Source organism: Rhodococcoides kroppenstedtii (genome assembly GCF_900111805.1).
GTDB lineage: Bacteria > Actinomycetota > Actinomycetes > Mycobacteriales > Mycobacteriaceae > Rhodococcoides > Rhodococcoides kroppenstedtii.
Genome location: NZ_FOJN01000002.1, coordinates 210,989 through 233,651, shown reverse-complemented (window position 1 = coordinate 233,651; position 22,663 = coordinate 210,989). Strand labels below are relative to the sequence as shown.

The 22,663-nt window shown below is 71.3% G+C and carries 22 protein-coding genes and 1 pseudogene; 10 read left to right on the top strand and 13 right to left on the bottom strand.

Going from position 1 to position 22,663, the window contains the following annotated elements; genetic code table 11:
- Positions 1-14: 14 nt before the first annotated feature.
- Positions 15-716, bottom strand: a complete 702-nt coding sequence (locus tag BMZ18_RS03230) for an enoyl-CoA hydratase/isomerase family protein (RefSeq protein WP_068365890.1) — start codon at positions 714-716, stop codon at positions 15-17.
- Between the two features lie 113 nt (positions 717-829).
- Between BMZ18_RS03230 and BMZ18_RS19590 the strand changes: the two genes are divergently transcribed.
- The 3 genes from BMZ18_RS19590 to BMZ18_RS03220 are packed head-to-tail and all read left to right on the top strand — an operon-like array spanning position 830 to position 3,467.
- Positions 830-985, top strand: coding sequence for a hypothetical protein (locus BMZ18_RS19590; RefSeq protein WP_156511655.1), 156 nt, complete (start codon positions 830-832; stop codon positions 983-985).
- Positions 986-1,011: 26 nt separating this feature from the next.
- Positions 1,012-1,836, top strand: a complete 825-nt coding sequence (locus tag BMZ18_RS03225) for a purine-nucleoside phosphorylase (protein ID WP_068365889.1) — start codon at positions 1,012-1,014, stop codon at positions 1,834-1,836.
- Positions 1,833-3,467: a phospho-sugar mutase gene (locus tag BMZ18_RS03220; RefSeq protein ID WP_068365876.1), complete on the top strand. Its 1,635-nt coding sequence runs from the start codon at positions 1,833-1,835 to the stop codon at positions 3,465-3,467. The genes BMZ18_RS03225 and BMZ18_RS03220 overlap by 4 nt, the downstream gene beginning before the upstream one ends.
- Before the next feature lie 3 nt (positions 3,468-3,470).
- On the opposite strand, the gene upp is transcribed toward BMZ18_RS03220, so the two are convergent.
- A complete protein-coding gene (gene upp / locus BMZ18_RS03215; RefSeq protein WP_068102012.1) occupies positions 3,471-4,094 on the bottom strand; it encodes a uracil phosphoribosyltransferase in 624 nt (207 codons plus the stop codon).
- 126 nt (positions 4,095-4,220) lie between these two features.
- Between upp and BMZ18_RS03210 the strand changes: the two genes are divergently transcribed.
- The 3 genes from BMZ18_RS03210 to BMZ18_RS03200 are packed head-to-tail and all read left to right on the top strand — an operon-like array spanning position 4,221 to position 6,974.
- A complete protein-coding gene (locus BMZ18_RS03210) occupies positions 4,221-4,523 on the top strand; it encodes a type VII secretion target (RefSeq protein ID WP_068365875.1) in 303 nt (100 codons plus the stop codon).
- Positions 4,520-5,608, top strand: a complete 1,089-nt coding sequence (locus BMZ18_RS03205) for a C40 family peptidase (protein ID WP_068365874.1) — start codon at positions 4,520-4,522, stop codon at positions 5,606-5,608. Before BMZ18_RS03210 ends, BMZ18_RS03205 begins: the two co-directional genes overlap by 4 nt.
- A gap of 52 nt (positions 5,609-5,660) precedes the next feature.
- Positions 5,661-6,974: a SatS C-terminal domain-containing protein gene (locus tag BMZ18_RS03200; RefSeq protein ID WP_068365873.1), complete on the top strand. Its 1,314-nt coding sequence runs from the start codon at positions 5,661-5,663 to the stop codon at positions 6,972-6,974.
- Positions 6,975-7,067: 93 nt separating this feature from the next.
- On the opposite strand, the gene BMZ18_RS03195 is transcribed toward BMZ18_RS03200, so the two are convergent.
- The 9 genes and pseudogenes from BMZ18_RS03195 to BMZ18_RS03160 all read right to left on the bottom strand — a co-directional run bounded on the left by BMZ18_RS03195 (position 7,068) and on the right by BMZ18_RS03160 (position 14,869).
- Positions 7,068-8,129, bottom strand: coding sequence for an MSMEG_0565 family glycosyltransferase (locus BMZ18_RS03195; RefSeq protein WP_068365872.1), 1,062 nt, complete (start codon positions 8,127-8,129; stop codon positions 7,068-7,070).
- Positions 8,111-8,971: a carbon-nitrogen hydrolase family protein gene (locus tag BMZ18_RS03190; RefSeq protein WP_371828476.1), complete on the bottom strand. Its 861-nt coding sequence runs from the start codon at positions 8,969-8,971 to the stop codon at positions 8,111-8,113. Before BMZ18_RS03190 ends, BMZ18_RS03195 begins: the two co-directional genes overlap by 19 nt.
- Before the next feature lie 18 nt (positions 8,972-8,989).
- Positions 8,990-10,240: an MSMEG_0569 family flavin-dependent oxidoreductase gene (locus BMZ18_RS03185; RefSeq protein WP_068365870.1), complete on the bottom strand. Its 1,251-nt coding sequence runs from the start codon at positions 10,238-10,240 to the stop codon at positions 8,990-8,992.
- Complete coding sequence (locus tag BMZ18_RS20150; RefSeq protein WP_503629793.1) at positions 10,237-10,353, bottom strand: hypothetical protein; 117 nt, start codon at positions 10,351-10,353, stop codon at positions 10,237-10,239. The genes BMZ18_RS03185 and BMZ18_RS20150 overlap by 4 nt, the downstream gene beginning before the upstream one ends.
- Before the next feature lies 1 nt (position 10,354).
- Positions 10,355-11,257, bottom strand: a complete 903-nt coding sequence (locus BMZ18_RS03180; protein ID WP_068365869.1) for a carbon-nitrogen hydrolase family protein — start codon at positions 11,255-11,257, stop codon at positions 10,355-10,357.
- A pseudogene (locus BMZ18_RS03175) lies at positions 11,239-12,650 on the bottom strand (MSMEG_0567/sll0787 family protein). The gene BMZ18_RS03180 and the pseudogene BMZ18_RS03175 overlap by 19 nt, the downstream one beginning before the upstream one ends.
- Position 12,651: 1 nt before the next feature.
- Positions 12,652-13,689 carry an MSMEG_0568 family radical SAM protein gene (locus tag BMZ18_RS03170; RefSeq protein ID WP_244516397.1) on the bottom strand — a complete coding sequence of 346 codons (1,038 nt, stop codon included), beginning with the start codon at positions 13,687-13,689 and terminating at the stop codon, positions 12,652-12,654.
- A gap of 49 nt (positions 13,690-13,738) precedes the next feature.
- Positions 13,739-14,263 carry an MSMEG_0572/Sll0783 family nitrogen starvation response protein gene (locus BMZ18_RS03165; RefSeq protein WP_068102031.1) on the bottom strand — a complete coding sequence of 175 codons (525 nt, stop codon included), beginning with the start codon at positions 14,261-14,263 and terminating at the stop codon, positions 13,739-13,741.
- A gap of 264 nt (positions 14,264-14,527) precedes the next feature.
- A complete protein-coding gene (locus BMZ18_RS03160; protein ID WP_068366252.1) occupies positions 14,528-14,869 on the bottom strand; it encodes a DUF2200 domain-containing protein in 342 nt (113 codons plus the stop codon).
- A 51-nt stretch (positions 14,870-14,920) separates the two neighbouring features.
- On the opposite strand from BMZ18_RS03160, the gene BMZ18_RS03155 reads away from it, so the two are divergent.
- The gene (locus BMZ18_RS03155; protein ID WP_068366267.1) at positions 14,921-16,093 is read left to right on the top strand and encodes an MFS transporter; all 1,173 of its coding nucleotides are present in this window, start codon (positions 14,921-14,923) and stop codon (positions 16,091-16,093) included.
- Positions 16,090-16,767, top strand: a complete 678-nt coding sequence (locus BMZ18_RS03150) for a TetR/AcrR family transcriptional regulator (RefSeq protein ID WP_068366255.1) — start codon at positions 16,090-16,092, stop codon at positions 16,765-16,767. The genes BMZ18_RS03155 and BMZ18_RS03150 overlap by 4 nt, the downstream gene beginning before the upstream one ends.
- A 287-nt stretch (positions 16,768-17,054) precedes the next feature.
- Here the strand turns inward: BMZ18_RS03150 and BMZ18_RS03145 are convergent, their stop codons facing one another.
- Positions 17,055-18,488, bottom strand: coding sequence for a sensor histidine kinase (locus tag BMZ18_RS03145; RefSeq protein ID WP_068366258.1), 1,434 nt, complete (start codon positions 18,486-18,488; stop codon positions 17,055-17,057).
- Positions 18,485-19,219 carry a response regulator transcription factor gene (locus BMZ18_RS03140; RefSeq protein WP_068366261.1) on the bottom strand — a complete coding sequence of 245 codons (735 nt, stop codon included), beginning with the start codon at positions 19,217-19,219 and terminating at the stop codon, positions 18,485-18,487. Before BMZ18_RS03140 ends, BMZ18_RS03145 begins: the two co-directional genes overlap by 4 nt.
- A gap of 156 nt (positions 19,220-19,375) precedes the next feature.
- On the opposite strand from BMZ18_RS03140, the gene BMZ18_RS03135 reads away from it, so the two are divergent.
- The gene (locus BMZ18_RS03135; protein ID WP_074921766.1) at positions 19,376-20,632 is read left to right on the top strand and encodes a glycosyltransferase; all 1,257 of its coding nucleotides are present in this window, start codon (positions 19,376-19,378) and stop codon (positions 20,630-20,632) included.
- On the top strand, positions 20,629-22,632 hold the full coding sequence (locus BMZ18_RS03130) for an ArnT family glycosyltransferase (RefSeq protein ID WP_074921765.1): 2,004 nt from the start codon (positions 20,629-20,631) through the stop codon (positions 22,630-22,632). The genes BMZ18_RS03135 and BMZ18_RS03130 overlap by 4 nt, the downstream gene beginning before the upstream one ends.
- Positions 22,633-22,663 lie beyond the last annotated feature (31 nt).

Here is a 22,663-nt window from a genome sequence, read left to right as displayed (position 1 = left end):
TCGAGTGCCACCCGTCAGGAGCCGAAGGAGAACGAGCTCTCGCCGGTCTGCACCGACAGCGCGGCGAGCGTCCGCGTGTGGATGCTGTCCTTGATCGACGTCAGGTTCGGGCCGTGCGTCGCGGTGCGCGCGGCGGCGATTTCGACCGCCCGGGCGACGACGGCGTCCTCGGCCGCGCTCTCGCCGACGATGTGGTGCTCGACCGCGTCCGCGGCCCCGTACCGGCGGCCGGTCGTCATGGCCTCCACGGCCGTGGCGTTCGGCAACCGTTCGAGCAGCAACGTGGACATGCCCTCGGTGAACGGCATACCGAGACTCACCTCGGGCAGGCAGAAGAAGCCGCGGTCGGCGCGCATGACGGACGTGTCGTGGCACAACGCGAGCATGGCTCCGGCCCCGAAGGCGTGACCGTTGATCGCGGCGACGGTGGCCATCGGGAACCGCAGCAACCGTGTGTAGACGGTGTGCACGAGGTCGAGGTACTCCGGGATGCGGTCGGCGTGCGCGAACAGGTAGTCCGTGTCGAGTCCGTTGGAGTAGAACTTGCCCGCCCCGACCGTCACCAGAGCAGCCGGCCCCTCGGTCGCGTCGACCTCGTCGAGCAGGGCGTGCACCTGCTCGATCCAGTCCGGATGGAAGCGGTTCTCCGGATTGACACCGTCGGCATGGGCAAGCGTGAGGACGAAGACGTCCCCGTCGCGCTCGAGTGCAGGCATGATCGGATGGTACTCATCGGTAACCTCGGGCCGTCGGGCGCTGGCCCACGGCGACCGGACCACCGGCCCGTTCACGAGGTGCGCCGACCCCGATCGAAGGGAACGATGTCCGGGTGGACCTCGCCGCCGTGCTGCAGACCGTCGCGATCGTCCTTCTCGTGGCGGCGTCGGCGATGTTGGTGTCGGTGGGCGCCTACGGTTCCGGTGTGGTCCTCGGATCGGCATCCGCGGTGTGGTTCTGGCGGCTCTACCGGACCTTCTCGGATTGACGGTCCGGGGCATTAGGGTCGACGTGGTGAGCACCCCCAGCGCAGTCGCCGACCCGGAACTCGACCCCACCACCGCCGCCGAGGCCGCCGCGGCAGCCCTCGTGCAGATCACGGGCGTCGAGCGTCATCCCGTCGCCGTCGTGCTCGGGTCGGGGTGGCAGCAGGCCGCCGAGCAGTTCGGCGAGCCGGACCACGTCGTCCCGATGTCCGAACTGCCGGGCTTCGCGGCTCCGCGCGCGCTGGGTCATGCGAACGCCATGTGGTCGGTCCGGGTCGGCGAGACGCCGGTGTTGATCCTGCTGGGCCGCACACACGCCTACGAGGGGCATCACCTCGCGCGCGTCGTCCATCCGGTGCGGACGGCGGCTGCGGCGGGCGCGCGGACGGTGGTGCTGACCAATGCCGCGGGCGGTATCCGGGACGGGATGGCCGTGGGCGACCCCGTTCTCATCTCCGACCACCTGAACCTGACGGGCCGCTCCCCGATGATCGGGGCGCAGTTCGTGAACCTCGTCGACGCCTATTCCGCCGAGTTGCGCGCGGTGGCCCGGTCCATCGACCCGACGCTCGCCGAGGGTGTCTACGCCGGACTGCCGGGCCCGCACTACGAGACGCCCGCCGAGATCCGCATGCTCCGGACCCTGGGCGCGGACCTGGTGGGGATGTCGACGGTCCACGAGACCATCGCCGCGCGGGCCGTGGGAGCCCGCGTGCTGGGTATCTCGTTGGTGACCAATCTGGCCGCGGGCATCACCGGTGAGCCGTTGGACGGCGAGGAGGTCATCGCCGCCGGCGCCGCGTCGGCAGTCCGGATGGGCACGCTGCTGCGCGAGCTGGTTCCGCACCTGTGACCGCCCCGGACCAGGACCGCCGGGACCTCCGGGACCTCCGGGACCGCCTGGAACGCTGGCTCGCCGACGATCCCGATCCGGACGCGCGCGCCGAGCTGCTGAGCGTGTCCGACGACGACCTGGCCGATCGTTTCGCCGCCACTCTCGCTTTCGGCACCGCCGGTCTGCGCGGTCCGGTCCGCGCCGGCCCGAACGGCATGAACGTCGCCGTCGTCGTCCGCGCGAGCGCCGGTGTCGCCGCGTACCTGGCGGCGCGCCACGAGCCGGGGTCGGAGATCGTGGTCGGTCGCGACGCGCGACACGGTTCGGCGGCGTTCGCCACCGCCGCCGCGGAGGTGTTCGCGGCGAGCGGTTTTCGCGTGACCTTGCTCCCGGACCCGCTGCCGACGCCGATCCTGGCGTTCACCACCAGGGCGCGCGGCGCCGTCGCGGGCGTCCAGATCACGGCCTCGCACAATCCGCCCGCCGACAACGGCTACAAGCTCTATCTCGACGGCGGAGCGCAGTTGGTCTCCCCCGCCGACCGGGAGATCGAGGCCCTCATCCGAGCGGCGGACGGCGCGGCCCGCATCCCCCGGACCGCCGTCACCCCGACCACCGACGACGTGGTCGGCCCCTACCTCGACCGGCTCCGGGACCGCGTACCCCCGCGAGACGGCCACTCCCGCATCAGGATCGCGCTGACACCCCTGCACGGTGTCGGCGGCGCCATCGCGGTCGAGGCGCTGGGCCGGGCAGGCTTCACCGACGTCGTCACGGTCGACGAGCAGTTCGACCCCGACCCCGACTTCCCGACGGTCACGTTCCCGAATCCCGAGGAAGCGGGAGCCGCCGACCTCCTGCTCGCACTGGCCGAGCGCACCGGGGCGACCCTCGCCGTGGCCCTGGACCCCGACGCGGACCGGTGCGCCGTCGGCGTCCGAGGCCCCGGCGGGTGGCGGATGCTCAGCGGCGACGAAACGGGCGCCGTGCTGGCCGACCACATTCTGCGCACGAGCGCACCGGGCGCCCTGGTGGCCACCACCATCGTCTCGTCCACGCTGCTCGGTCCGCTGGCCGCGGCCCGCGGCGCACGCCACCGCCGGACGCTGACCGGATTCAAGTGGCTCGTGCGTGCCGGCGACGGACTGGTCTACGCGTACGAGGAAGCCATCGGCCACTGCGTCGACCCGGACGCGGTGCGCGACAAGGACGGGATCTCCGCTGCCGTCCTGCTCGCCCACCTCGCGGCGGACCTCGCCGAGCAGGGCCGCACCGTCCTCGACGTCCTGGACGACCTCGACGTCGAGTTCGGTGCCCGCGTCGGCGCGCAGGTGTCCCGACGGGTCGATGACCTCGCCGAGATCGGCGCCATGACCACGCGGCTGCGGCGGAACCCGCCGACCACCCTGGCCGGGTCCCCCGTCACGACGTCGGACATGAACGATCGCACCGACGAACTCCGCACCGACGCACTGGAACTCGTCGGCGATCGCTTCCGGGTGGTGGTGCGGCCGTCGGGAACCGAACCGAAACTCAAGGCCTACCTCGAGGTGATCGAGCCCGTGGACGGCCGGGCGGACCTCGACTCGGCGCGGGCACGCGCGCGCACCGTGCTCACCGAGCTCGAGGAGTTCGCCCGAACGTTCTGACCGTCAGCGCGGTCCGAACTGCCGATCCCCCGCATCGCCCAGACCGGGAACGATGTAGGCGTTCTCGTTCAGGCCCTCGTCGACGGCGGCCGCGATCAAACGGACGGGCAATCCCGCCGCGCCGAGTGTCTCGACGCCCTCCGGGGCCGCGACGACGCAGATCGCCGTGACGTCGTCGGCGCCGCGTTGGACGAGCAGTTCGATGGTGTGCACCATCGACCCGCCGGTGGCGAGCATGGGGTCGAGGACGTAGACCGGGTAGCCGGCCAGGTCGTCGGGCAGCGATTCCATGTAGGGCGTCGGCTGGTGAGTCTTCTCGTCGCGGGCGATGCCGACGAATCCGACGCGCGACTGCGGGATGAGCGAGCTCGCCTTCTCCACCATGCCGAGCCCGGCGCGCAGGACCGGGACCAGCAGGGGCGGCGAGGCCAGGCGGTAGCCCGTGGTCGTCGCGACGGGGGTGTCGACGTCGAAGGTCTCGAGGGGTGCGTCCCGCAACGCCTCGTACACCAGCATCTGGGTGAGCTGTCGGAGCGCCGACCGGAAACCGGGGTTGTCGGTGGCCCGGTCACGCATCTGGGTCAACAGCGCGGACGCGAGGGGGTGGTCGAGGACGATCGTCTCCATACCGGGGGTGGTGGTCACGCCGTCGACCCTAGAGGGCGGAACCGGAACCGGCGGCGCGGCGTCCAAGACGACAGCGGCCGCTCCGTGCGCGGGCGGTGCCGCGACCGTTCGAGAAAGGACACGCCCATGACCACCCCCGCCGTCCACGTCGACCCGGAGCATCTGCTCGCCCTGGCTGCCGCGTTGCACCGCACCGCCGCGACCACGGCGGACGTCGCCGGAGCCGGGCGCGCGGCCGCCGTCGTGGGTCCTGCCCTGGGCCCGATCGGGGGCGCCTTCGCCGCCGTCTTCGGCGAGGCCGTCGGCCGCCACTGCGCGTCGCTCGATTCGCTCGGCGAGGTGGTCGACGCCGTCGGCGCGCGGGTCGGGGCGGCCGCGCACGCGTACACCGAGGGTGACGACGCCACGGCCGCGGACCTGCGCGGATGAGGGCGACCGCCGAGCCGGCACCGGACACGATCACCGTCACCCTGACGGTGCCCGGCCTCGACTCCCTGCTCGCCCCGATCGACGGGGTGCTCGCCCAGATGGGCCGTGGCGTCCTGCCGCCCGGCTCCGTGGACACCGTCCTCGCGGCCGGCGCGCAGGCCGCCGATGCCGTCGGCTCCGCGCTGCGGACCGCGGTCGACGACGTCGACTGGTCCGGTCCCGCCGCCACCGCCGCCGGTGACCTGGTGGCCCGCGCCGCCGAGGCCGCGACGGCGTTGGCGCGCGAATCCGAGGCGCTGGCGTCGCTCGCCGCTCGGGCCTGCGAGGTGGTCGCGCGCGGAACCGCCGAGGTCGGGGCAATCGCGTCCTCGTTCGTCGCGGCCGCGACGCCGTTGCTGCCGACCGCCGTGACCCCGGCCGGGGCCGCGGCCGTGGCGACACTCGCGGACACGGCCCTCGCGCAGGCGGCCGCCGTCGCCGCTCGGGTCCGCGCGGAACTGGATGCGCTGGGCGGTGAGGTGGCGGCTCTGGTTCCGCCGGTCGTGCCCTCCCTGCCGGGCCCACCGTCCCTCGTCACCGACGTCGAGCGGTTCCTCCAGCGCACGCTCGACCCGATGCCCGGCACGCCGGACGCCGGACCCGCCGAGTCCGCACCCGGACACCGGGCCTACGACCCCGCCGCCGGAGGTACGGGCCGCGAGGTCGTGCTGCCGGACGGCTCCACCGCGCTGGCGCCCAACGCCCGAGCGGCCGAGGCCGTCCGATTCGCCCTCGCGCAGCAGGGCACCCCGTACGTCTGGGGCGGCACCACGCCCGGCCAAGGGCTGGACTGCAGCGGCCTGACGCAGAGCGCGTACGGCCAGGCCGGAGTGGATCTCCCCCGCCTCGCGGCCGAGCAGTCGGTCGGGAGCCCGGTGTCGGTGGAGAACCTCATGCCCGGAGATCTCGCCGTCTGGGACGGCCACGTCGCCATGGTGGTGGGCAACGGGCAACTCGTCGAGGCGGGCGACCCGGTGTCCGTCTCACCCGTCCGAACCACCAACGCGGGCATGGCCTTTCACGGGTTCTATCGGCCCACGGAATGAGGCCTCGGTGCGCGGACCGCCACCGCCCCGGCGCTGAGATAGGCTCGCGCGCATGGCACAGGACATCGTCCCGATCGAGCTCGGAGTCACCGCCGGCGACCTGGTCACCCTGTGGGCGCCGGAATGGCGCGAGGACGGCGAGGAGTGGGAGGCCTTCCTCGGCCGCGACGATGCGCTGTTCGCCTTCCCGTCGGTCGCCCACCTCGCGGCGTTCATCCGCGCCGACGACGACAACGATCTGGTCGACCATCCGCAGTGGCGCACCGTGCGCGCCCTGTCCGCCGAGCACATCGAGCCGGACGACGATCACGTGTACGACCTCGTCGGGGTCCCCGAGCTCGCAGCGGAGGAGCCGACCGAGGAGACCGTGATCGAGCTCGCCCGAGCACTGGGGATGGCGCGCACCCTCGGTGAGGTCTGCGAACTCGACACCGTCACGCGCTACTTCTCGGCCAACCACCTCTTCGCCGTGCTCGGACGGGGAGCCGACGCGTTCGTCGGCCGCGAGGGCAAGCAGCTGTGGAATCGCATCGGCGCGGCCCTGGCCACCGGGTGGGACGACGTCCTGGACGAGATCGACGGCGTGCTCACCACCCCCGAGGTCGACGACAAGGCAGTGGCGGACGCGGACGCCGAGATCGTCGCGGCCGCCGAGAACATCGTCGATGCCGACGCACCCGACGAGACCGACAATCCCGACCTCGACGTCGAGCCCCGCACCGACGCCGCCGCGATTCCCGCCGTCGGCGGGGCATCGGCGAGCCGGGGTGCCGACGACGCAGAGGACACTCTCGACGAGGAGGATCTCGACGAGGACGACTTCTGGGCCTCGGTGGGCATCGACCCCATCCGCATCATCACCGGCGAGAACACGTACTACACGCTGCGCTGCTACCTCGACGACGAGCCGATCTTCCTCGGCCGCTCCGGCGCCATCCTGGTCTTCACCAGCGAACGCGCTCTCGCGCGCTACCTCGCCGACGACCACGAGCACGACCTCGCCTCCCTCGAGACGTACGACGACGTGCGGACCGCGGCGATCGACGGCTCCCTCGACGTGACGGTCACCGACGAGAACGTCTACGTTCTGCCGGGCATCGCCGACGACCTCGCTCGCGGACCCGAGGCCGTCGACGCCGACCAGCTCGATCTGGCCGTCGAACTCGTCTCCGACGCAGCGGATTTCGCGCGCGACTCGTCGGTCGAGGAGGCACTCGCACCGTCCACGCCGCTGGGGTGGTTGGTATCGGGGATCCTCGAGCCGACGCCCGGTCGGATGGCGCCGAGCCCGCCGTTCGACGCCGAGGCGGAGTCCTGGCGCGACCTCGAGCGGGAGTTCGAGACCCGGCTGCGCGTCACCTCCTGATCGACCTGCTTGAGCGCACACGAGTCGCACCGATAGACCGGATCCCGCTGATTGGGCGAATCTGTGTGCACCAGGGCATGCCCGTGGGGCCCGTCACCCCACGCGCTCGTAGAACTCGAGGTGTCGGGCCGCGGCGTCGGCCCAGGTGAGCGACCCCGCAAGCGCACGCCCCGCGGCCGCCAGGGAATTCGAGTCCATCGCCGTCTCCAGGGCGTCGGCCGTCGCCTCGGGGGACCCCCCGTAGCGCACGGCGTGCCCGAACACCTCCCGGAAGACCGGCAGGTCGCGGACCACCACGGGGACCGACGCCGCCAGCGCCTCCATCGCGGCCAGCCCGAATCCCTCCTTGGTCGAGAGGAACGCGAACGCCGCGGCGCCGGCCACCACGGACGGGAGCACGTCGTGGTCGACGGTGCCCAGGACCACCGGCGGTGTCCCGCCCAGCTCGGCGAGCCGCGCGTCGAACCGCGCGCGGTAGTCGCGGTAATCGAACAGGGTCTCGCCCCCGGCGAAGACCAACCGCACGTCCGGACGCCGCTCGCGCAGCACCGCGTACGCCTCGAGCAGGTCGAGGCTGCCCTTCCGCGGTTCTATCCCGCCCACGGCGAGGACGTACCGATCCAGTCGGGCCCGCCACTCGTCGCCGTGCGCCGTCGCGAATCGCGCCGCGTCGACACCGTTCGGAATGACGGTCGGGTCGAGGCCCCAGCCCGCGGCCACCTCGTCCGCGACGGACCGCGACACGCAGAGATGCGCGTAGGGCTGCACGATGGCCTTCTCGTGACAGGCGGCCAGGGCGGGCGTGGTGAAGGTCTCGAGGTGATGGATCGTGCGGATGCAGCGCCCGACGGCGTTGGCCGAGATGCAGTCCTGGGCGTGGACGATGTCCGCGGAGCCGGCCTCGAACGCGCTGCCGAGCAACGCGATCGAGCGCAGGATCCGGTCACCGACCGACTCGCCCTCCCGGTGCGGGAACGGCACCAGCCGGACGGTGACGGCGGGATCGATCGGACGGTAGAAGCCCTCGTCGCCCCCGCGTGCGAGCGACCACAGCGTGACGTCGGCTCCGGCGGCGGCCAGCGCCTCCGCCAGTTCGACGGTGTGCACGACGCCGCCCCGCGGCTTGGTGGAGTAGGTCAGGAGTGCGACACGCACGGGTCCCCCTGGTCGACACGGTGATGGGAGCGATAGGTTTCCGGACGCCGTTCGCACAGGTGATGCAGGGTGCGGCGGGCCCGCTCGACCTCCGCGTCGATGTCGAGGTCGCACCACGCCAGGCCGCCCTTGTCCCGCGTGCGGCACAGCACCTCGCCGCCGGGGCCGACCACCTTCGCCTGCCCCAGGAACCGCAGGGAACCCATCACACCGGTGTGGTTGGACGACAGCAGCACCACCTGATTCTCCGCCGCCCGCGCTCCGTCGTAGAGGTCGAACAGGCGAGACTGCCTGTCGTTGGCCAACTTCGACGCCCGGTCGGTGACGCTGGCGGGCCACGCGGACAGTGCTGCGATCACGCGGGCGCCGTCGAGGGCGAGGGTGCGGGCGGCCTCCGGGAACGTCTTGTCGTAGTCGATGAGCAGCCCCATGCGCCCGACGGGAGTGTCGAAGGCGGAGAACGACTCCCCCGCCGCGTAGGCCAGATGCTCCCCGGCAGGTCGGTGCACCTTGCGGTGCGAGCCAAGGATCCCGTCACCGGTGAGACAGACCGCCGCGTTGTAGCGCTCGCCGGCGGCACACTCCGTGTAGCCGAGGCAGACGGTCATGCCGCCGGCGGCCCCGACGATCCGCGTCAGTTCGGGGCCGGAGGGATCCAGCGCCGGCGGCAGGTCGTCCACGTCGGGGTCGCTCAGGTCGCCCAGGTAACCGCCGAGGCACGCGTCGGGAAACACGATCAGATCGACCCCGCGGCGGTGACCGTCCTCGATGATCCCCACGACCTTGTCGACACATCGGTCGACGTCCCGTCCGAAATGCCCGGCGAGCGCCCCGACGCGCATCGTGACCACGGTGCGCCCTCAGACCCCGGCCGGCTCGCGGGAGGAGATCGACGCCAGGTGTTCGGCGAGGTACTCGGCGTCGCGGGCGACGGCCGCGAAACGTCCCGACCCCCAGGTGTTCTGCCACGGCAGACCCAGGAAGCAAAGACCCTCGGCACCGGTGACGCCACGGACGTGGGCGGGATGGCCTTCGCCGTCGAACACCCCGACCTTCACCCACCGATAGTCACGACGGAACCCGACCGCCCACACCACCGACGTGATGCCCGCAGCGGCGAGGTTCAGCTCGGTCGGTTCGACGTCCGGTCGCCACACCGGGGTGTAGCGCGGCTCGGTGGGCGCGTCGATGCCGGCGGCGTCGATGTACGCGTCGATGTCGTTCTTGATGCCGTCGGCCACGGCGTCCGCGGCGTCCAACGACTGCTCGAGGGTTGGCGCGATTCGCAGGATGCCGGTTGCGTCGACGTCGGTGAGCCGCCCGTAGAGGCGCATCCCTTCGAGCGCGAAGGCACGCAGGTCGATGTCGCGCCCGCCGTCCCGTCCCGTCACGTAGTGGTTGGTGCTCTCGCGCTTGGCGAGTCCGCCCGCATGGTCGGCGATCGAGACGTCGTAGACGCCCATGTCCTGAAGCCACGCCACGCAGTCGCGTCCGCGGTAGAACCGTGCCACGCGCGGTGCGGACCCGGCGACCAGGTGCACCTGCCGCCCCTCGAGATGCAGATCCTCGGCGATCTGGGCGCCCGACTGGCCCGTCCCGACGACCAGCACGGAGCCGTCCGGCAGCGCGGCGCCGTTGCGGTACTCCGACGAGTGAATCTGCGCGACTTCCGGTGAGATGCGTTCCGCCAGGCGGGGAATCGACGGGAGGTGGTATCCGCCCACGGCCACCACCACCTGATCCGCGGTCATCGCCCCGGCCGACGTCTCGAGGTGGTAGCCGCCGCCGAGTCGCTGCCGTAGCGAGTCGACCGCCACGTGCTCGCGCACCGGCGCGTCGAACGAGTCGGCGTAGCGACGAACGAAGTCGTACACCAGATCCCGCGTCATGAACCCGTCGGGATCGTCACCGTCGTAGGCGTATCCGGGCAGGACGCACTGCCAGTTCGGGGTCACCAGCGTGAAGTTGTCCCAGCGGCCGTCGATCCACTCGTGGGCGACGGTGTCCCGCTCGAGGACCACGTGGTCGACGCCCCGCTGCGTCAGGTGCCAACTCATCGAGAGTCCGGCTTGGCCCGCGCCGATCACGACGGCGGTGTGATGCTCGGTCATCGCCCACCCCCGACGTCGTATCGAGCACCGACGGTGAGGTGCTCGGTGATCACGAGGGACGCCGACCAGTACCGCCGTCGACGTCCGTCGGGCCAGCGCACGGTGAAGGTCATCTCAGGCACGGCTCATCACCCGATCCACGCGGGACATGCTGTCGTGGTCGACCAACGTGCCGTACACCGACGGTCGCCGGTCGCGCAGGTTGTACATGCCTCCGCCGCGTGCCGCCGCGATGGCGTCCCGGACGTCGAGGGTGGCCGTCGCGAGACCGGGGCGCACCCCGGTTCCCGCCAGGACCTCACCGCCCGGTCCGACGATCTTGGCGCTGCACACGAAGTCGAGCGAGCCGAAGGATCCGGCCTGGTTCGACGCCACCCACACCACCTGGTTCTCGAGCGCGCGGGCCCGGTCGTAGATGTCGAAGCGGTGCGTCCACCGGTCGTCGGCCATGTTCTCCGCGCGCCCCGTCCGGGACGTCGGCCAGGCCGAGAGGGAGGTGATGATCTCGGCGCCGTCGAGCGCGAGCTCGCGCGCGGCCTCCGGGAAGGCCTTGTCGTAACAGATCTGCATCCCCATCCGACCGACCGGGGTGTCGAACGCGCGGTACTCGGAACCGGCTGCGTAGCAGAGGTTCTCCCCGAGCGGCTGGTGCACCTTGCGGTACGAGCCCAGCACGCCGTCCCCGTGGACCGTCACGGCCGCGTTGTAGCGGTCCGCTCCGTCGGCCTCGCAGAAGCCGAACGTCACCACCATGTCGCCGGCCATCGCCGCCACGCGAGCGATCTCGGGACCGTCGAGGTCCAGCGCCGGCGGCAGGTTGCGGAGTCGGCGCTGTCGGGTCTCCTCGGACTCGTCGCCGCCGCCGAGGCTCGGCAGGTAACCCCCGAGGCATGCCTCCGGGAGCACCAGCAACGACGTGTCTCGGCGGCGCGCCTCGTCGATCAGGCGCCCGATGGTGGCGAAGGATTCCTCCATGTCGCGGCCGAACCGTTCCGCCGCTACGGACATCGTGACCATGCTCGTCCCAATCCGGTGACTGCGGACTCGACCGCAGTGGTGGTCACTCCGTCGGGCCACCGCAAGGTGACGCCCGGAGTGGAGGTGAGCCGTCCGCAGACGGCAGTGGTGGCCGGACCCGCATCCGGGACGGTGTGTCCCGGGCTGTCGGCCGTGATCATCGCGAAACCCGGGAAGCAGGTGAGCCAGCGACCCGTCTCGACGCCGTCGGGCCGCGGGATCGCGGTCACGTCGAGTTCCACGCCGGTGCCCGACGCCTCGGCGAGCATGCCCGCGGTGCCGGCGAGGCCCGCCATGCTCACGTCCTTCGCCGCATGTGGGGCGGCCCGCGCCACGAACGAGCCCATCGCGCGCAACTCGTCCGACGAGCGGGTCGAGGTCGAATCCCATTGCGTTCCGGTGTATCCGGGGCGCCAGCCACCGCCGAGATCGACGGTGAGACGCAGGTGGTCGCCCACCCGACCCCCGCCCGCGGGCACCGGCGACGACGTTCGTCCGAGTGCCGTCACGGACAGGGCCGCCGGGACCCCGACCTGCGTGTGGCCACCCAGCACCGGAACGCCCCAGACCTGCGACGCCCGGGCCAGACCGCGCACGACGCGCGCGAGATGCGACGCCGTGGGCGCGCCGACCGCATCGAGCAGGCCGACCGGAGCGGCCCCCATCGCCGACAGGTCGTTGACGTTCACCAGGGCGGCGCACCATCCCGCCCACTCCGGATCGCGTTCGACCATCGACGGGACGATGGCATCGCACGCGGCGACGAGGTCGGAGCCGGGCACGGGGGCACCGTCGTCACCGCGGAACCCGCTGCCGCCCAGCCCCACCCGCGCGTCGGCGAACGGCGCGAGTGCGGTGGCGAGCACGGCTTTGGTCGAGTCGACCAGTCGCTGCACCGCACCGATCGGCCACCGCATCACCACGTGGGGCGTGCCGTGCACCGCGGTCCGATCCGTCGTGATCCAGCCGATCGACGCGAACATCGCCGCGTACCTCGCTTGCACCACCGCGTCGAACCGCAGCACCCCGGCCGTCTCCACGAACGCGCACGCGCTCGCACGAGTGCCGGACCCACGGCGCCGCGACGACTCCCCCGCGCGACGACGAGTCGGCTTCCCGCCCACCAGCCGGAGTCGGGTTCCGTGCGGGGTGCGACACGCACGCCGCCGAGAATCGTGCCGTCGGGAGCGGTCGCCACCAGGACCACCGTGCGGGGATCGTCGTCCACCTCGTCGAGGTCGGTGCCGTCGAACAGCCCTTGCTCGACCACGAAGGCCTGCCGGCGCAGCGACCGGTACGCGGCCAGATCGGCGACCGATTCTGCCTGCCGCACCAGGAACGGTGCGGTGGGCGTCGCGGGTGGCCCGGTGAGAATGGACAGGTCGACGGTCATGTCAGCCGCCCATCGTCTGCAGGACCGAGCAGGCGCCGCAGGCAGCGCACCCCGCTTGCTGGTCGGCGCCGAGCATGCCGGCTTCGGTCAGCGCTGCGGCGACGCGGACGCTGACGTCGGAGAGCAGCTCGGCGGACGGTGCGCCGGCCCCGTCCACGTCGACCGCCAGCGTTCCCGGATGCGGCCGGAACGGTACGACGAACGGGTAGACCCCCATCTCGATCAGCTCGCGGGCACCCGCGATCAGCTCGTCGGGATTCTCGCCCAGGCCCACCAGCAGGTAGGTCGACACCTGGTTGCGGCCGAACACCCTTACCGCCTCGGCCCACGCCGCGCGGTATTCGGCGAGGGACACCGACGCCTTGCCCGGCATCCAGCGGCGACGCACGTCGTCGTCGAGCGACTCGACGTGGATGCCGATCGAGCGCGCACCCGCGTCGTACAGCTCCTGGATGGTCGCCAGGTCACCAGGGGGTTCGCACTGCACCTGGATCGGCAGGTCCGGCACCGCGGCGCGCACCGCGCGTACGCACCGGGCCAGGTGCAGAGCGCCGCGGTCGCGCCCGGCCGACGTCCCTGTGGTGAGGACCATCTGCGTGATGCCGTCCAGACGTACGGCGGCCTCGGCGACCGCCGCCAGGTCCGCAGGCTTCTTCACCGCGACGGTGGCCCCGGAGCGGAGCGACTCCTCGATCGAGCAGAAACGGCAGCGCTGTGACTCCTCGTAGCGGATGCAGGTCTGCACTACGGTGCTCGCGAGAACGCCGATGCCGTGCAGCTTGGCGAGCTTCTCGTAGGGAACTCCGTCGTCGGTGGTGAGGTCGTAGAACGCCGGCCGAGCGATCGCGGCGACGTCGAGACCGATGTCGTCGCCGTCGAAGAGGACCCGATCCCCCTCCAGTACATAGGGACTCGCCGGATTGCGGGGCAACGCGGCACCCAGTCCCTCGATGCTCAGATGACCGTCGTCGCTCGGGCCCGCCCCGGCCGTCCGTCGCACCGGGGGCGTTCCCCGGATGCCCAGCAGCGCGAGGTCCACCCGGTGGTTCCTCGTTCGTACGGTGGCGTCGAACACGGGTCTCGCCCCCTCAGACCATGTACGTGGAGTTGATGATCGCGCCCTTGCGTGCGTAGTGGATCAGCGCGTCCTGCACGTCGAGCGGATGCGCGGGCACGACACCCTCGATGAGGTCCTCCTCGCGGCCGCCGTGCAGCGCGAGCCCGAAGCGGCAGCAGAAAACGGTGCCGCCCTCGGAGATGAACGTCGCCAGCGCGTCGTTGATGTTCTGCTCGCCGGGGAAGCCGGAGTCACCGGTGGTGGGGAACCCTCGCGTCGCGAGGCAGTTGATCGCACCGGGGCCGTAGAAGTACATCGCCGACTCGTAGCCCTTCCGCAGCGCGCGGGTGGCCTGGAGGACGGCGACGAAGCTGACGGACGATTCGTGCGCGATCCCGTGCACCAGGGTGAAGTAGGACTCGCCGTTCTCCGCCTTGTAGTCCGGGAAGATCTTGGTGCCGCCGTAGATGGTGCTGCCCTTGGGCAACGACGGGTGCGGGATCTCCGCCAGCGAGGCGGACATGTTGTCGAGAATGGTCTGATCGAACGCGGCCATGGCGTGCCTCCCGGAGTCGTGGAAGGCGCTGGACCGAAACCTGTGGTGCGCCTTCGACATCGAGTACACGCTCGGCGCGTGTCCGGTTGGTCATCGCTGGAACACCACCGTGTTTCGTTGTGCTCACTCGCGTAACCCGGACGACACGCGGGGCTCTCCTTGGATCGACCTGCCCCAGCGCACACAGGTCGGCCCGATCGGCGGGTTTCCGTCGATCGGGCCGAGTCGTGTACATCCAGGCAGGTGCCGCCCGGTGCCGCCGAATCAAGTCCGCAGAATTTTCTCCATCGGACGGCCCTTGGCCAGCTCGTCGACCAGCTTGTCCAGTCGGCGGATGTTCTGCATGAGCGGGTCCTCGACGTTCTCCACGCGCACCCCGCACACGGACCCGGTGATCAGCGGTGCGTTCGGGTTGAGGTGCGCCGCGTCGAAGAAGTCGAGGAACGTGGTGTCCTCAGCGAGGTGACGGGCCAGTTCGGCGTCGTCGAAGCCCGTGAGCCATCGCAGGATCTCGTCGACCTCGTCCTTGGTCCGCCCCTTGCGCTCCGCCTTGGCGACGTAGTGCGGGTAGACCGAGGAGACCGGGGTGGTGAAGATGCGATGCACGGGCAGAGTGTAGTTCCGGGCGCGTCTGTCGGCGTAGGTTCGTCTCCGATGATGCGATCGTGGTTCGTGATGCTGTGTGCCACCACGGCACTCGTCCAGGCCGTCTACGCCGCGGTGCGCGTGATGATCACCTACAAGGCCCTCGAACTCGGGGGCGACGGCGTGACGGTCGGTGTGCTCACCGCCCTCTATTCGTTGGTTCCCCTGGTGGCCGCGATGCGCATCGGCCGCGCGGTCGACGGTCGACGCGCCGCCACGATCCTCCGCGTGGGAACGGCACTGTCCCTCGTCGCCGTGGCGATCGTGATGGCCAGCGAGGCAATTCCTATTCTCGCGGTCGGCTGCGTCCTGCTGGGCTTCAGCCACATCCTCACGATGGTCTCCAGTCAGGGCTACGTCCCGGTCCGCTCACGGCCGGAGGACTACGACCGCAGATTCGGCGGTCTCACGGTCTGGATCTCGGTGGGTCAGTCGATCGGTATTCCGGTGGTGGGCATTCTCGCCTCGCGCAGCGATGTCGGGCACGTCGACACCACCGGCGCGCTGATCGCCATGCTGGGCGTCGCCGCCGCCGCGACTGCTCTGACGGCGGCACCCTCGCTGACCATCCGCCAGAACTCCGGGCAGGTGCGCACCGAGTACGAGACCCAGTCGGCGCGCGCGATGCTCACCACGCGCGGCATGCGGCCGGCGGTGTTCTCCAGCCTCATCATCCTGACGTCGATGGACCTCATGATCGCGTACCTTCCGGTGTTCGGTGAACACCACGGCTACAGCGTGCTGGTGGTGACGGTCATCCTGACCGCACGGTCGGTCGCCGCGATCGTCTCGCGCACCCTGCTCACCCGACTGCTCGCGGTGGCGCCGCGGAACTGGCTCCTGGTGTCGGGAAGTCTGTGCTCGGCGCTGCCGATGGTTCTGGTGCCCGTGCTCCCCCACCCGTGGGTGGTCGGCATCCTGGTGTCGATCGCCGGGTTCTTCTGGGGACTGGCGCAACCGTTGACCATGACGTGGGTGGCCGGGCTGGTGAACCCGTCCAACCGCGCCTCCGCCCTGTCGCTCCGGTTGACCGGCAATCGGCTGGGGCAGGTGGTGATTCCGCTGGCGGCGGGCGCCATCGCCGGATCCGCGGGCGCCGGTGCGGTGTTCGTGTTGACCGGGGGGTTGCTCGCAGGTGCCGCGGTGTCCACGTGGAGCGCCCTGTTCCGATCGAGACCGGCATGAGCTCCTCCCCTCGGAGCGACAATCGCCACCGTCGTCGACGGGAGGACACCCGTGCACGCCTGATCGCGGCAGCGTGCGACTACCTGGCGAGCGACGTCGGCACGGCCGCGAGCGTGCAGCAACTCGCCGCCCGGGCCGACGTGGGCGTCGGGACACTGTACGGGCACTTCGCCGACAAACACGCGCTGTTCGACGCCGCCGTCGCGTCCACCCTCGACGACTTCGGTGCCACCTTCGACCAGGTCAACGCGGATGTGGCCGATCCGGCCCTGTTGTTCGCCAACGGCGTCCGAGCCACCCTGCTCCTGCGCACGACGCACCGCGGAGGTTCGGAAATCCTCCGGCGGCTCGGCTTCGAGTTCCTCGCTCGCGACACCGCTCTCGCTCCTCGGGCCGCGGCCGGTCTGGAGGCCGCCCGCGCGAGTGGACGCCTCGACCTGCCCGGCGATCTCGACACCGCTCTCGCCTGCACCGCGGGCGCGATCCTCGGCTGTCTGCATCTTCTCGCGTCGGACCCGTCCGTCGATCCGGACGCCACGGCGTCGTCGTGCGCACTGGGCCTGTTGCGCATGTTCGGTCTCGACGACGACGAGGCTCGGGACCTGTCGTCCCGGCCCCTCGCGACGGTCCGGCCCGGAACGTCGACCGGGCCGGACACTCGATCCCAACACTGACGATTCCTCGAGGTCGAACGGTTCCTCGTGGGCCTGGCTGGGGTTCGCCGACTCACCCATCCCGACCGCTCTCGCCGACGCCGGGGTGCCCGAGATACGTCTGGTGTCGGCGCATGCGCTCGCCTCGCACCGCGTCCCGCCGGGTCAGTGGATCGACAGCGAGGGTGTGCTCGAACGCCGGATGCGTCGCGCGCGGGTGCGCGGGCTGCTCGTTCGACCGGACCGCTTCGTCTTCGGCGGTGATCGCGAACTGACGGCGGAAAACCTTCGCCGAGTGGCCGCGACGGTCAGACCTCCGTCCGCAACCCCGTCGTCGACTCACGCTGCAGCAGAGGAAGTTCGACGGTGAAGGTCGCCCCCCGACCGAGCGCCGAGTCGACCGTGACGCGACCCTCGTGTGCGGCGACGAGAGCCGCCACGATGGACAGTCCGAGCCCGCTGCCGCCGCTCTCGCGCGTGCGTGAGCGGTCGGCTCGGTAGAAGCGCTCGAAGACGCGTGTCGCGTCCTCGTCGGACAGTCCCGGCCCGGTGTCGCGCACCTGGAGAATCGCCGACTCCCCCACCGTCCCCACGGCCACCGTGACCACCGCTGAGGGCGGCGTGTGACGCAGCGCGTTGCTCACCAGATTGCCCAGCACCTGGCGCAGCCGCGCGTCGTCCCCGAGAACCTCCGGGACACCGCTGTTCGGCAGCACCTCCAGGTTCACGGTCCGGTCGGGGGCCGAGGCGGCGGCGTCGTGGACGGAGTCGGCCGCGATCTGCAACAGGTCGACGGGTGCGCTGGCGACAGGACGTTCCGCGTCCAGACGCGCGAGCATCACGAGGTCCTCCACCAGCATCCCCATCCGTGCCGCCTCGCCGCCGATCCTGGTCATGATCAGCTCGACGTCGGTGGTCGCGCCCTGCCGATACAACTCGGCGAACCCGCGGATGGTGGTCAGTGGGGTCCGGAGTTCGTGCGACGCGTCGGCGACGAACCGTCGCATCCGATCCTCGGATTCCCGCGCCGTGCGTTCCGAGGCCGCGGACTCGGCGACAGCCTGCTGGATCTGCGCCAGCATGCCGTTGAGCGCGGCCGACAACCGACCGACCTCGGTGCGCGGATCCCGTTCGGGAACACGGCGATGCAGGTCTCCCGCGGCGATCGCCTCCGCCGTGGCCTCCACCTCCCGCAGCGGACGCAGGCTGCGTCGCACCACCCACCAGGCCACGACGCCCAGCACGACCAGGACGCCGGCGCCGATCGAGACCTCCAACACGACCAGGCGTCCGACGATCGCGGCGTTCTCCGCCAGGGACACGCCGACGGTGGTCGACCCGTCCTGGTTCGAGACGGTGACCACGCGCCACTGCTCGTCGCCACCGCCCGCCGATCCCACCGTCACCGGGGTGGGGGACCCGGCCGCGGTGAGATCCGGTCCCGGCGAGGAGTTGTCGTTGATCGACGTGCGCACGGTGCCGTCGGCGGTGACGGACCGGACGTAGAACGACGTCGGCGGGCGACCCGGCCCGATGTCACCCGACGGCGGGGGTGGGCGGTCCTCGCGCGGGCGTGCCCACCCGGACGCGGCCTCCTCGAGTTGCGTGTCCACGCGGGCCAGCAGGGTGTTCTGCAATGCGGTGGTCACCGCGAGTCCGGAGGCCGCGAGACCCACCGCGACCAAAAGCAGCAACGCCGCGACCAGGGTGACCCGCAGCGGGACGGATCCGGGGCCCCTCACCGCCGCGGCATCCGCATCACGTACCCCACCCCGCGGAGTGTGTGCAGCAGGCGCGGTTCGGTGGTGTCGATCTTGCGCCGCAGGTAGGACACGTACGACTCGACCACACCGACCTCGCCGCCGAAGTCGTAGTGCCACACGTGATCGAGGATGCGCGGCTTCGAGAGCACCGTTCCGGCGTTGACCATGAAGTACCGCAGCAGGGTGAACTCGGTGGGCGACAGGGAAACCGGCTCCCCGGCCTTCCACACCTCCCGCGTGTCGTCGTCGAGCTCGATGTCGGCAAACGTGAGCCGGGACGGCTGCGGTTCGGTCCCCGGAGAACGACGACGGAGAATCACCCGGAGCCGCGCCACGAGCTCCTCGAGGCTGAACGGCTTGGTGACGTAGTCGTCGGCCCCCATCGTCAGCCCGGTGACCTTGTCCTCCACCGCATCCCGCGCGGTGAGGAACAGCACCGGCGCGTCGATGCCGTCGGCCCGGAGTCGCCGCAGCAGCCCGAACCCATCCATGTCCGGCATCATGACGTCGAGAATCAGGGCGTCCGGGCGCAGGCTGCGCGCCACGTCGATCGCCGCCGGACCGCTGCGGGCCGTGTGCACCTCGAAGCCCTGGAACTTCAGACTGACAGCGAGCAACTCCACGATGGTCGGCTCGTCGTCGACCACCAGGACCGTCGCCTCGGGGGCGCCGGCAGCTCGATCGATCGTCACCACGGCATTCTCGCTCATGACGCCCAGGATCGACCTCGACTCCGTGTGTTTCCCGGGACGAACCCGGGAACTTCCCGGGAGCCGATCGCGGCCGGTTCCGGCCAGGAGAACTCCCGGGTGACTCCCGGGGAGCACCCGGGCCCGACCCGGGCAGCCCCACCATCGTCGGATCACATGACCACCGATCACGTCGCTACCGGCCGGCTCGCGAGGCACCCGGACGGACCCCCGGCCACGGCCGTCACCGTCGACATCGTCGTCCCCGTGTACAACGAGGCCGACGTCCTCGAGGAGAGCATCCGGCGTCTGGACCGGCACCTGGGCGACCACGTGCCCTACCGCACCCGCATCGTCGTCGCGGACAACGCCAGCACCGACGACACGCCCGTCGTCGCCGCGGCCCTCGCCGCCGAGCTGGACCGCGTGGAGGTCGTCCGACTCGACCTCAAGGGCCGAGGACGCGCTCTCGACGCGGTCTGGCGGGCGTCGTCGGCCACGATCGTCGCGTACATGGACGTCGACCTCTCGACGGACCTGCGCGCGTTGCTCCCTCTCCTGGCCCCGCTGGCGTCGGGACACTCCGACGTCGCCATCGGGTCACGGCTCGCCCCACAGTCACGGGTCGTCCGAGGTCCCAAGCGGGAGATCGTCTCTCGCGGTTACAACCTCATCCTGCGGACGTCGCTGCGCGTCCGGTTCTCGGACGCTCAGTGCGGCTTCAAGGCGATGCGCACCGATGTCGCTCGGGAACTCCTGCCGCTGGTGCAGGACACCGGCTGGTTCTTCGATACGGAACTGCTGGTTCTGGCCGAGCGAGCCGGCCTGCGCATCCACGAGGTCCCGGTCGACTGGGTCGACGATCCGGATTCGACCGTCGACATCGTCGCCACCGCGGTCGCCGATCTGAAGGGATGCTGGCGCGTCGGCCGCGCGCTGGCGACGGGCGCGTTGCCGCTCGGCGATCTGCGCCGGAGCGTCGGGCGGGAGCCACTGGTCGAGGGGGTGCCGGTGGGCATGGTCGGCCAACTGGTGCGCTTCGCCGCGATCGGGGTGCTCAGCACGATCGCGTACGCCGTGCTCTACCTACTGCTCCACCCCGTGCTCGGAGCCCAGGTGAGCAACCTCCTCGCCCTCGCGGTGACGGCCGTCCTCAACACCGCGGCCAACCGCGCCGTCACCTTCGGGGTCCGCGGGGCAGCGGGTGCCGTCGGTCACCACCTGCAGGGCCTGGCGATCTTCGCGCTCGGCTGGGCGGTGACCGCGGGATCCCTTCTGCTGCTGCACCGCTGGAGCCCGGACGCGTCGAAGCACCTCGAACTGACGGTCCTGGTCCTGGCCAACGCCGTCGCCACCGTCATCCGATTCGTCGCCCTTCGCCGGGTGTTCCGCTCCCCCGCCACTCGTCCGTCCGGAAAGGACCTCGTTCGATGACCACCCTGCTGCCCTCTCGGCCCGCCCCCACCCCCGCACCCTTTCGCCGGGCACCGCACTGGGAGACGCCCGCCGCGATCGCGCTGATCGTCGGCACCGCCGTCGCCTACCTGGTGAACCTCTCGGCGAGCGGATGGGGCAACTCCTTCTACGCCGCTGCCGTGCAGGCGGGATCGCAGTCCTGGACGGCCTTCTTCTTCGGGTCCTCGGACGCCGCGAACTCCATCACGGTGGACAAACCGCCGATGTCTTTGTGGGTCATGGGATTGTCTGTGCGCCTGTTCGGCCTGAACTCCTGGTCGGTGCTCGCACCGCAGGTGATCATCGGGGCGGCCTCGGTGGCATTGCTATGGCGCACGGTGCGCCGCCACGCGGGCCCGGCCGCCGGACTGCTCGCCGGACTCACCCTCGCACTGACACCCGTCGCGGCGCTGATGTTCCGGTTCGACAACCCCGACGCTCTGCTGGTGTTGCTCATGATCGTCGCGGTGTGGGCTGCGCTGCGCGCCGTGGACGACGGTCGCACCCGTTGGCTCGTCGTGGCCGGCGTCGCGGTGGGCGCCGGGTTCCTGACCAAGCAGCTGCAGGTCATGCTGGTGGTGCCGCCCATCGCGCTCACCTACGTCCTCGCCGGTCCGGTCTCGCTGCCCCGCCGCCTCGGGCAGCTGGTCGCCGCGCTCGGTGCCGCCGTCGTCACCGCCGGGTGGTGGATCGCCGTCGTCGAGCTCTGGCCCGCCTCGTCGAGGCCGTGGATCGGTGGGTCGCAGAACAATTCGATTCTCGAGCTCACGCTCGGATACAACGGTCTGGGCCGTCTGAACGGTGAGGAGACCGGCTCCGTCGTTCCCGGCGGTGGCGGTGGGCGCGGCGGCCAGTGGGGCGAGACGGGCATTCTCCGCCTGTTCGAGGCGGCTCAGGGCGGTCAGATCGCCTGGCTGATTCCGGCCGCGCTGATCCTCGGACTCGCCGCACTGGTCGGCCGCGGCCGGGCGCCCCGCACGGACGGGTTGCGCGCCGGACTGGTGCTGTGGGGTCTCTGGCTGGTGGTGACCGGCCTGACGTTCAGCTTCATGGCCGGGATCTTCCACGCGTACTACACCGTGGCGCTCGCTCCCGCCGTCGCGGCCCTGGTGGGCACCGGGGCTGTCGTGATCTGGCGTCGACGGGACCGCATCGCGTCGCGACTCGTGCTCGCCGCGGCGGTGATCGCGACCGTCGTGACCGCGTGGATTCTGTTGTCGCGCAGCGCTGATTTCGTTCCGTGGCTGAGAATCGTCGTGGTCGTCGCCGGTGCGGTGGCGGTGGTGGGCCTGGTCGTGCCCCGGCTCACCCGCGGTCGCCTCGCCGCCGCCACGGTGGCGGCCGCGCTGATCGCCGGGCTGGCCGGTCCCACGGCCTACGCCGCACACACCATCGCGACTCCGCACACCGGCTCGATCGTCTCCGCCGGCCCGGCCGTCGAGGGTGGCCGCGGCGGCTTCGGCGGCCCGGGCGACGGGCGTGGGCAGGGAGACGGGCGTGGGCAGGGAGACGGGCGGGCCGCGGGAACGGTCCCCGGGGCTCCGACCGGGGGCGTCCCCGCAGGCGGTCCCGCCGGCGGCCCGCCGCCCGGTGTGCAGGCCGACGGTGCTCCCGGAGGCGGCGGCCCGGGCGGACTGCTGAACGGCAGCACCCCCGGCGCCGAGCTGACCGCGATGCTCGAGCAGGACTCCGAGCAATACACCTGGGTAGCCGCCACCGTCGGATCCAACGCCGCCTCGGGTTACCAACTGGCGACGCAGGATCCGGTAATGCCCATCGGCGGGTTCAACGGCAGCGATCCGTCGCCGACGCTCGAGCAGTTCCAGCAGTACGTCGCCGAGGGGCGGATCCACTTCTTCCTCGCGGGCGGCCAGGGCGGCCGGAGCTCCGGCCCCGCCGCCGAGATCGCGGCGTGGGTGGAGTCCATCTTCACCGCGCAGACGGTCGACGGGGTGCAGGTCTACGACCTCACGGCCTGACGAGTTTCGGTGCAGTAGTCCACCTCAGAGG

What these genes read in the sequence shown, in the direction of transcription:
- BMZ18_RS03230 (WP_068365890.1), bottom strand. Translation starts at nt 716, where the DNA reads ATGCCTGCACTCGAGCGCGACGGGGACGTCTTCGTCCTCACGCTTGCC.
- upp (WP_068102012.1), bottom strand. Translation starts at nt 4,094, where the DNA reads ATGGAGACGATCGTCCTCGACCACCCCCTCGCGTCCGCGCTGTTGACC.
- BMZ18_RS03210 (WP_068365875.1), top strand. Translation starts at nt 4,221, where the DNA reads ATGACCACCCCCGCCGTCCACGTCGACCCGGAGCATCTGCTCGCCCTG.
- BMZ18_RS03205 (WP_068365874.1), top strand. Translation starts at nt 4,520, where the DNA reads ATGAGGGCGACCGCCGAGCCGGCACCGGACACGATCACCGTCACCCTG.
- BMZ18_RS03200 (WP_068365873.1), top strand. Translation starts at nt 5,661, where the DNA reads ATGGCACAGGACATCGTCCCGATCGAGCTCGGAGTCACCGCCGGCGAC.
- BMZ18_RS03190 (WP_371828476.1), bottom strand. Translation starts at nt 8,971, where the DNA reads ATGCGCGTCGGGGCGCTCGCCGGGCATTTCGGACGGGACGTCGACCGA.
- BMZ18_RS03185 (WP_068365870.1), bottom strand. Translation starts at nt 10,240, where the DNA reads ATGACCGAGCATCACACCGCCGTCGTGATCGGCGCGGGCCAAGCCGGA.
- BMZ18_RS20150 (WP_503629793.1), bottom strand. Translation starts at nt 10,353, where the DNA reads ATGACCTTCACCGTGCGCTGGCCCGACGGACGTCGACGGCGGTACTGG.
- BMZ18_RS03180 (WP_068365869.1), bottom strand. Translation starts at nt 11,257, where the DNA reads ATGGTCACGATGTCCGTAGCGGCGGAACGGTTCGGCCGCGACATGGAG.
- BMZ18_RS03165 (WP_068102031.1), bottom strand. Translation starts at nt 14,263, where the DNA reads ATGGCCGCGTTCGATCAGACCATTCTCGACAACATGTCCGCCTCGCTG.
- BMZ18_RS03155 (WP_068366267.1), top strand. Translation starts at nt 14,921, where the DNA reads ATGCGATCGTGGTTCGTGATGCTGTGTGCCACCACGGCACTCGTCCAG.
- BMZ18_RS03150 (WP_068366255.1), top strand. Translation starts at nt 16,090, where the DNA reads ATGAGCTCCTCCCCTCGGAGCGACAATCGCCACCGTCGTCGACGGGAG.
- BMZ18_RS03140 (WP_068366261.1), bottom strand. Translation starts at nt 19,219, where the DNA reads ATGAGCGAGAATGCCGTGGTGACGATCGATCGAGCTGCCGGCGCCCCC.
- BMZ18_RS03135 (WP_074921766.1), top strand. Translation starts at nt 19,376, where the DNA reads ATGACCACCGATCACGTCGCTACCGGCCGGCTCGCGAGGCACCCGGAC.
- BMZ18_RS03130 (WP_074921765.1), top strand. Translation starts at nt 20,629, where the DNA reads ATGACCACCCTGCTGCCCTCTCGGCCCGCCCCCACCCCCGCACCCTTT.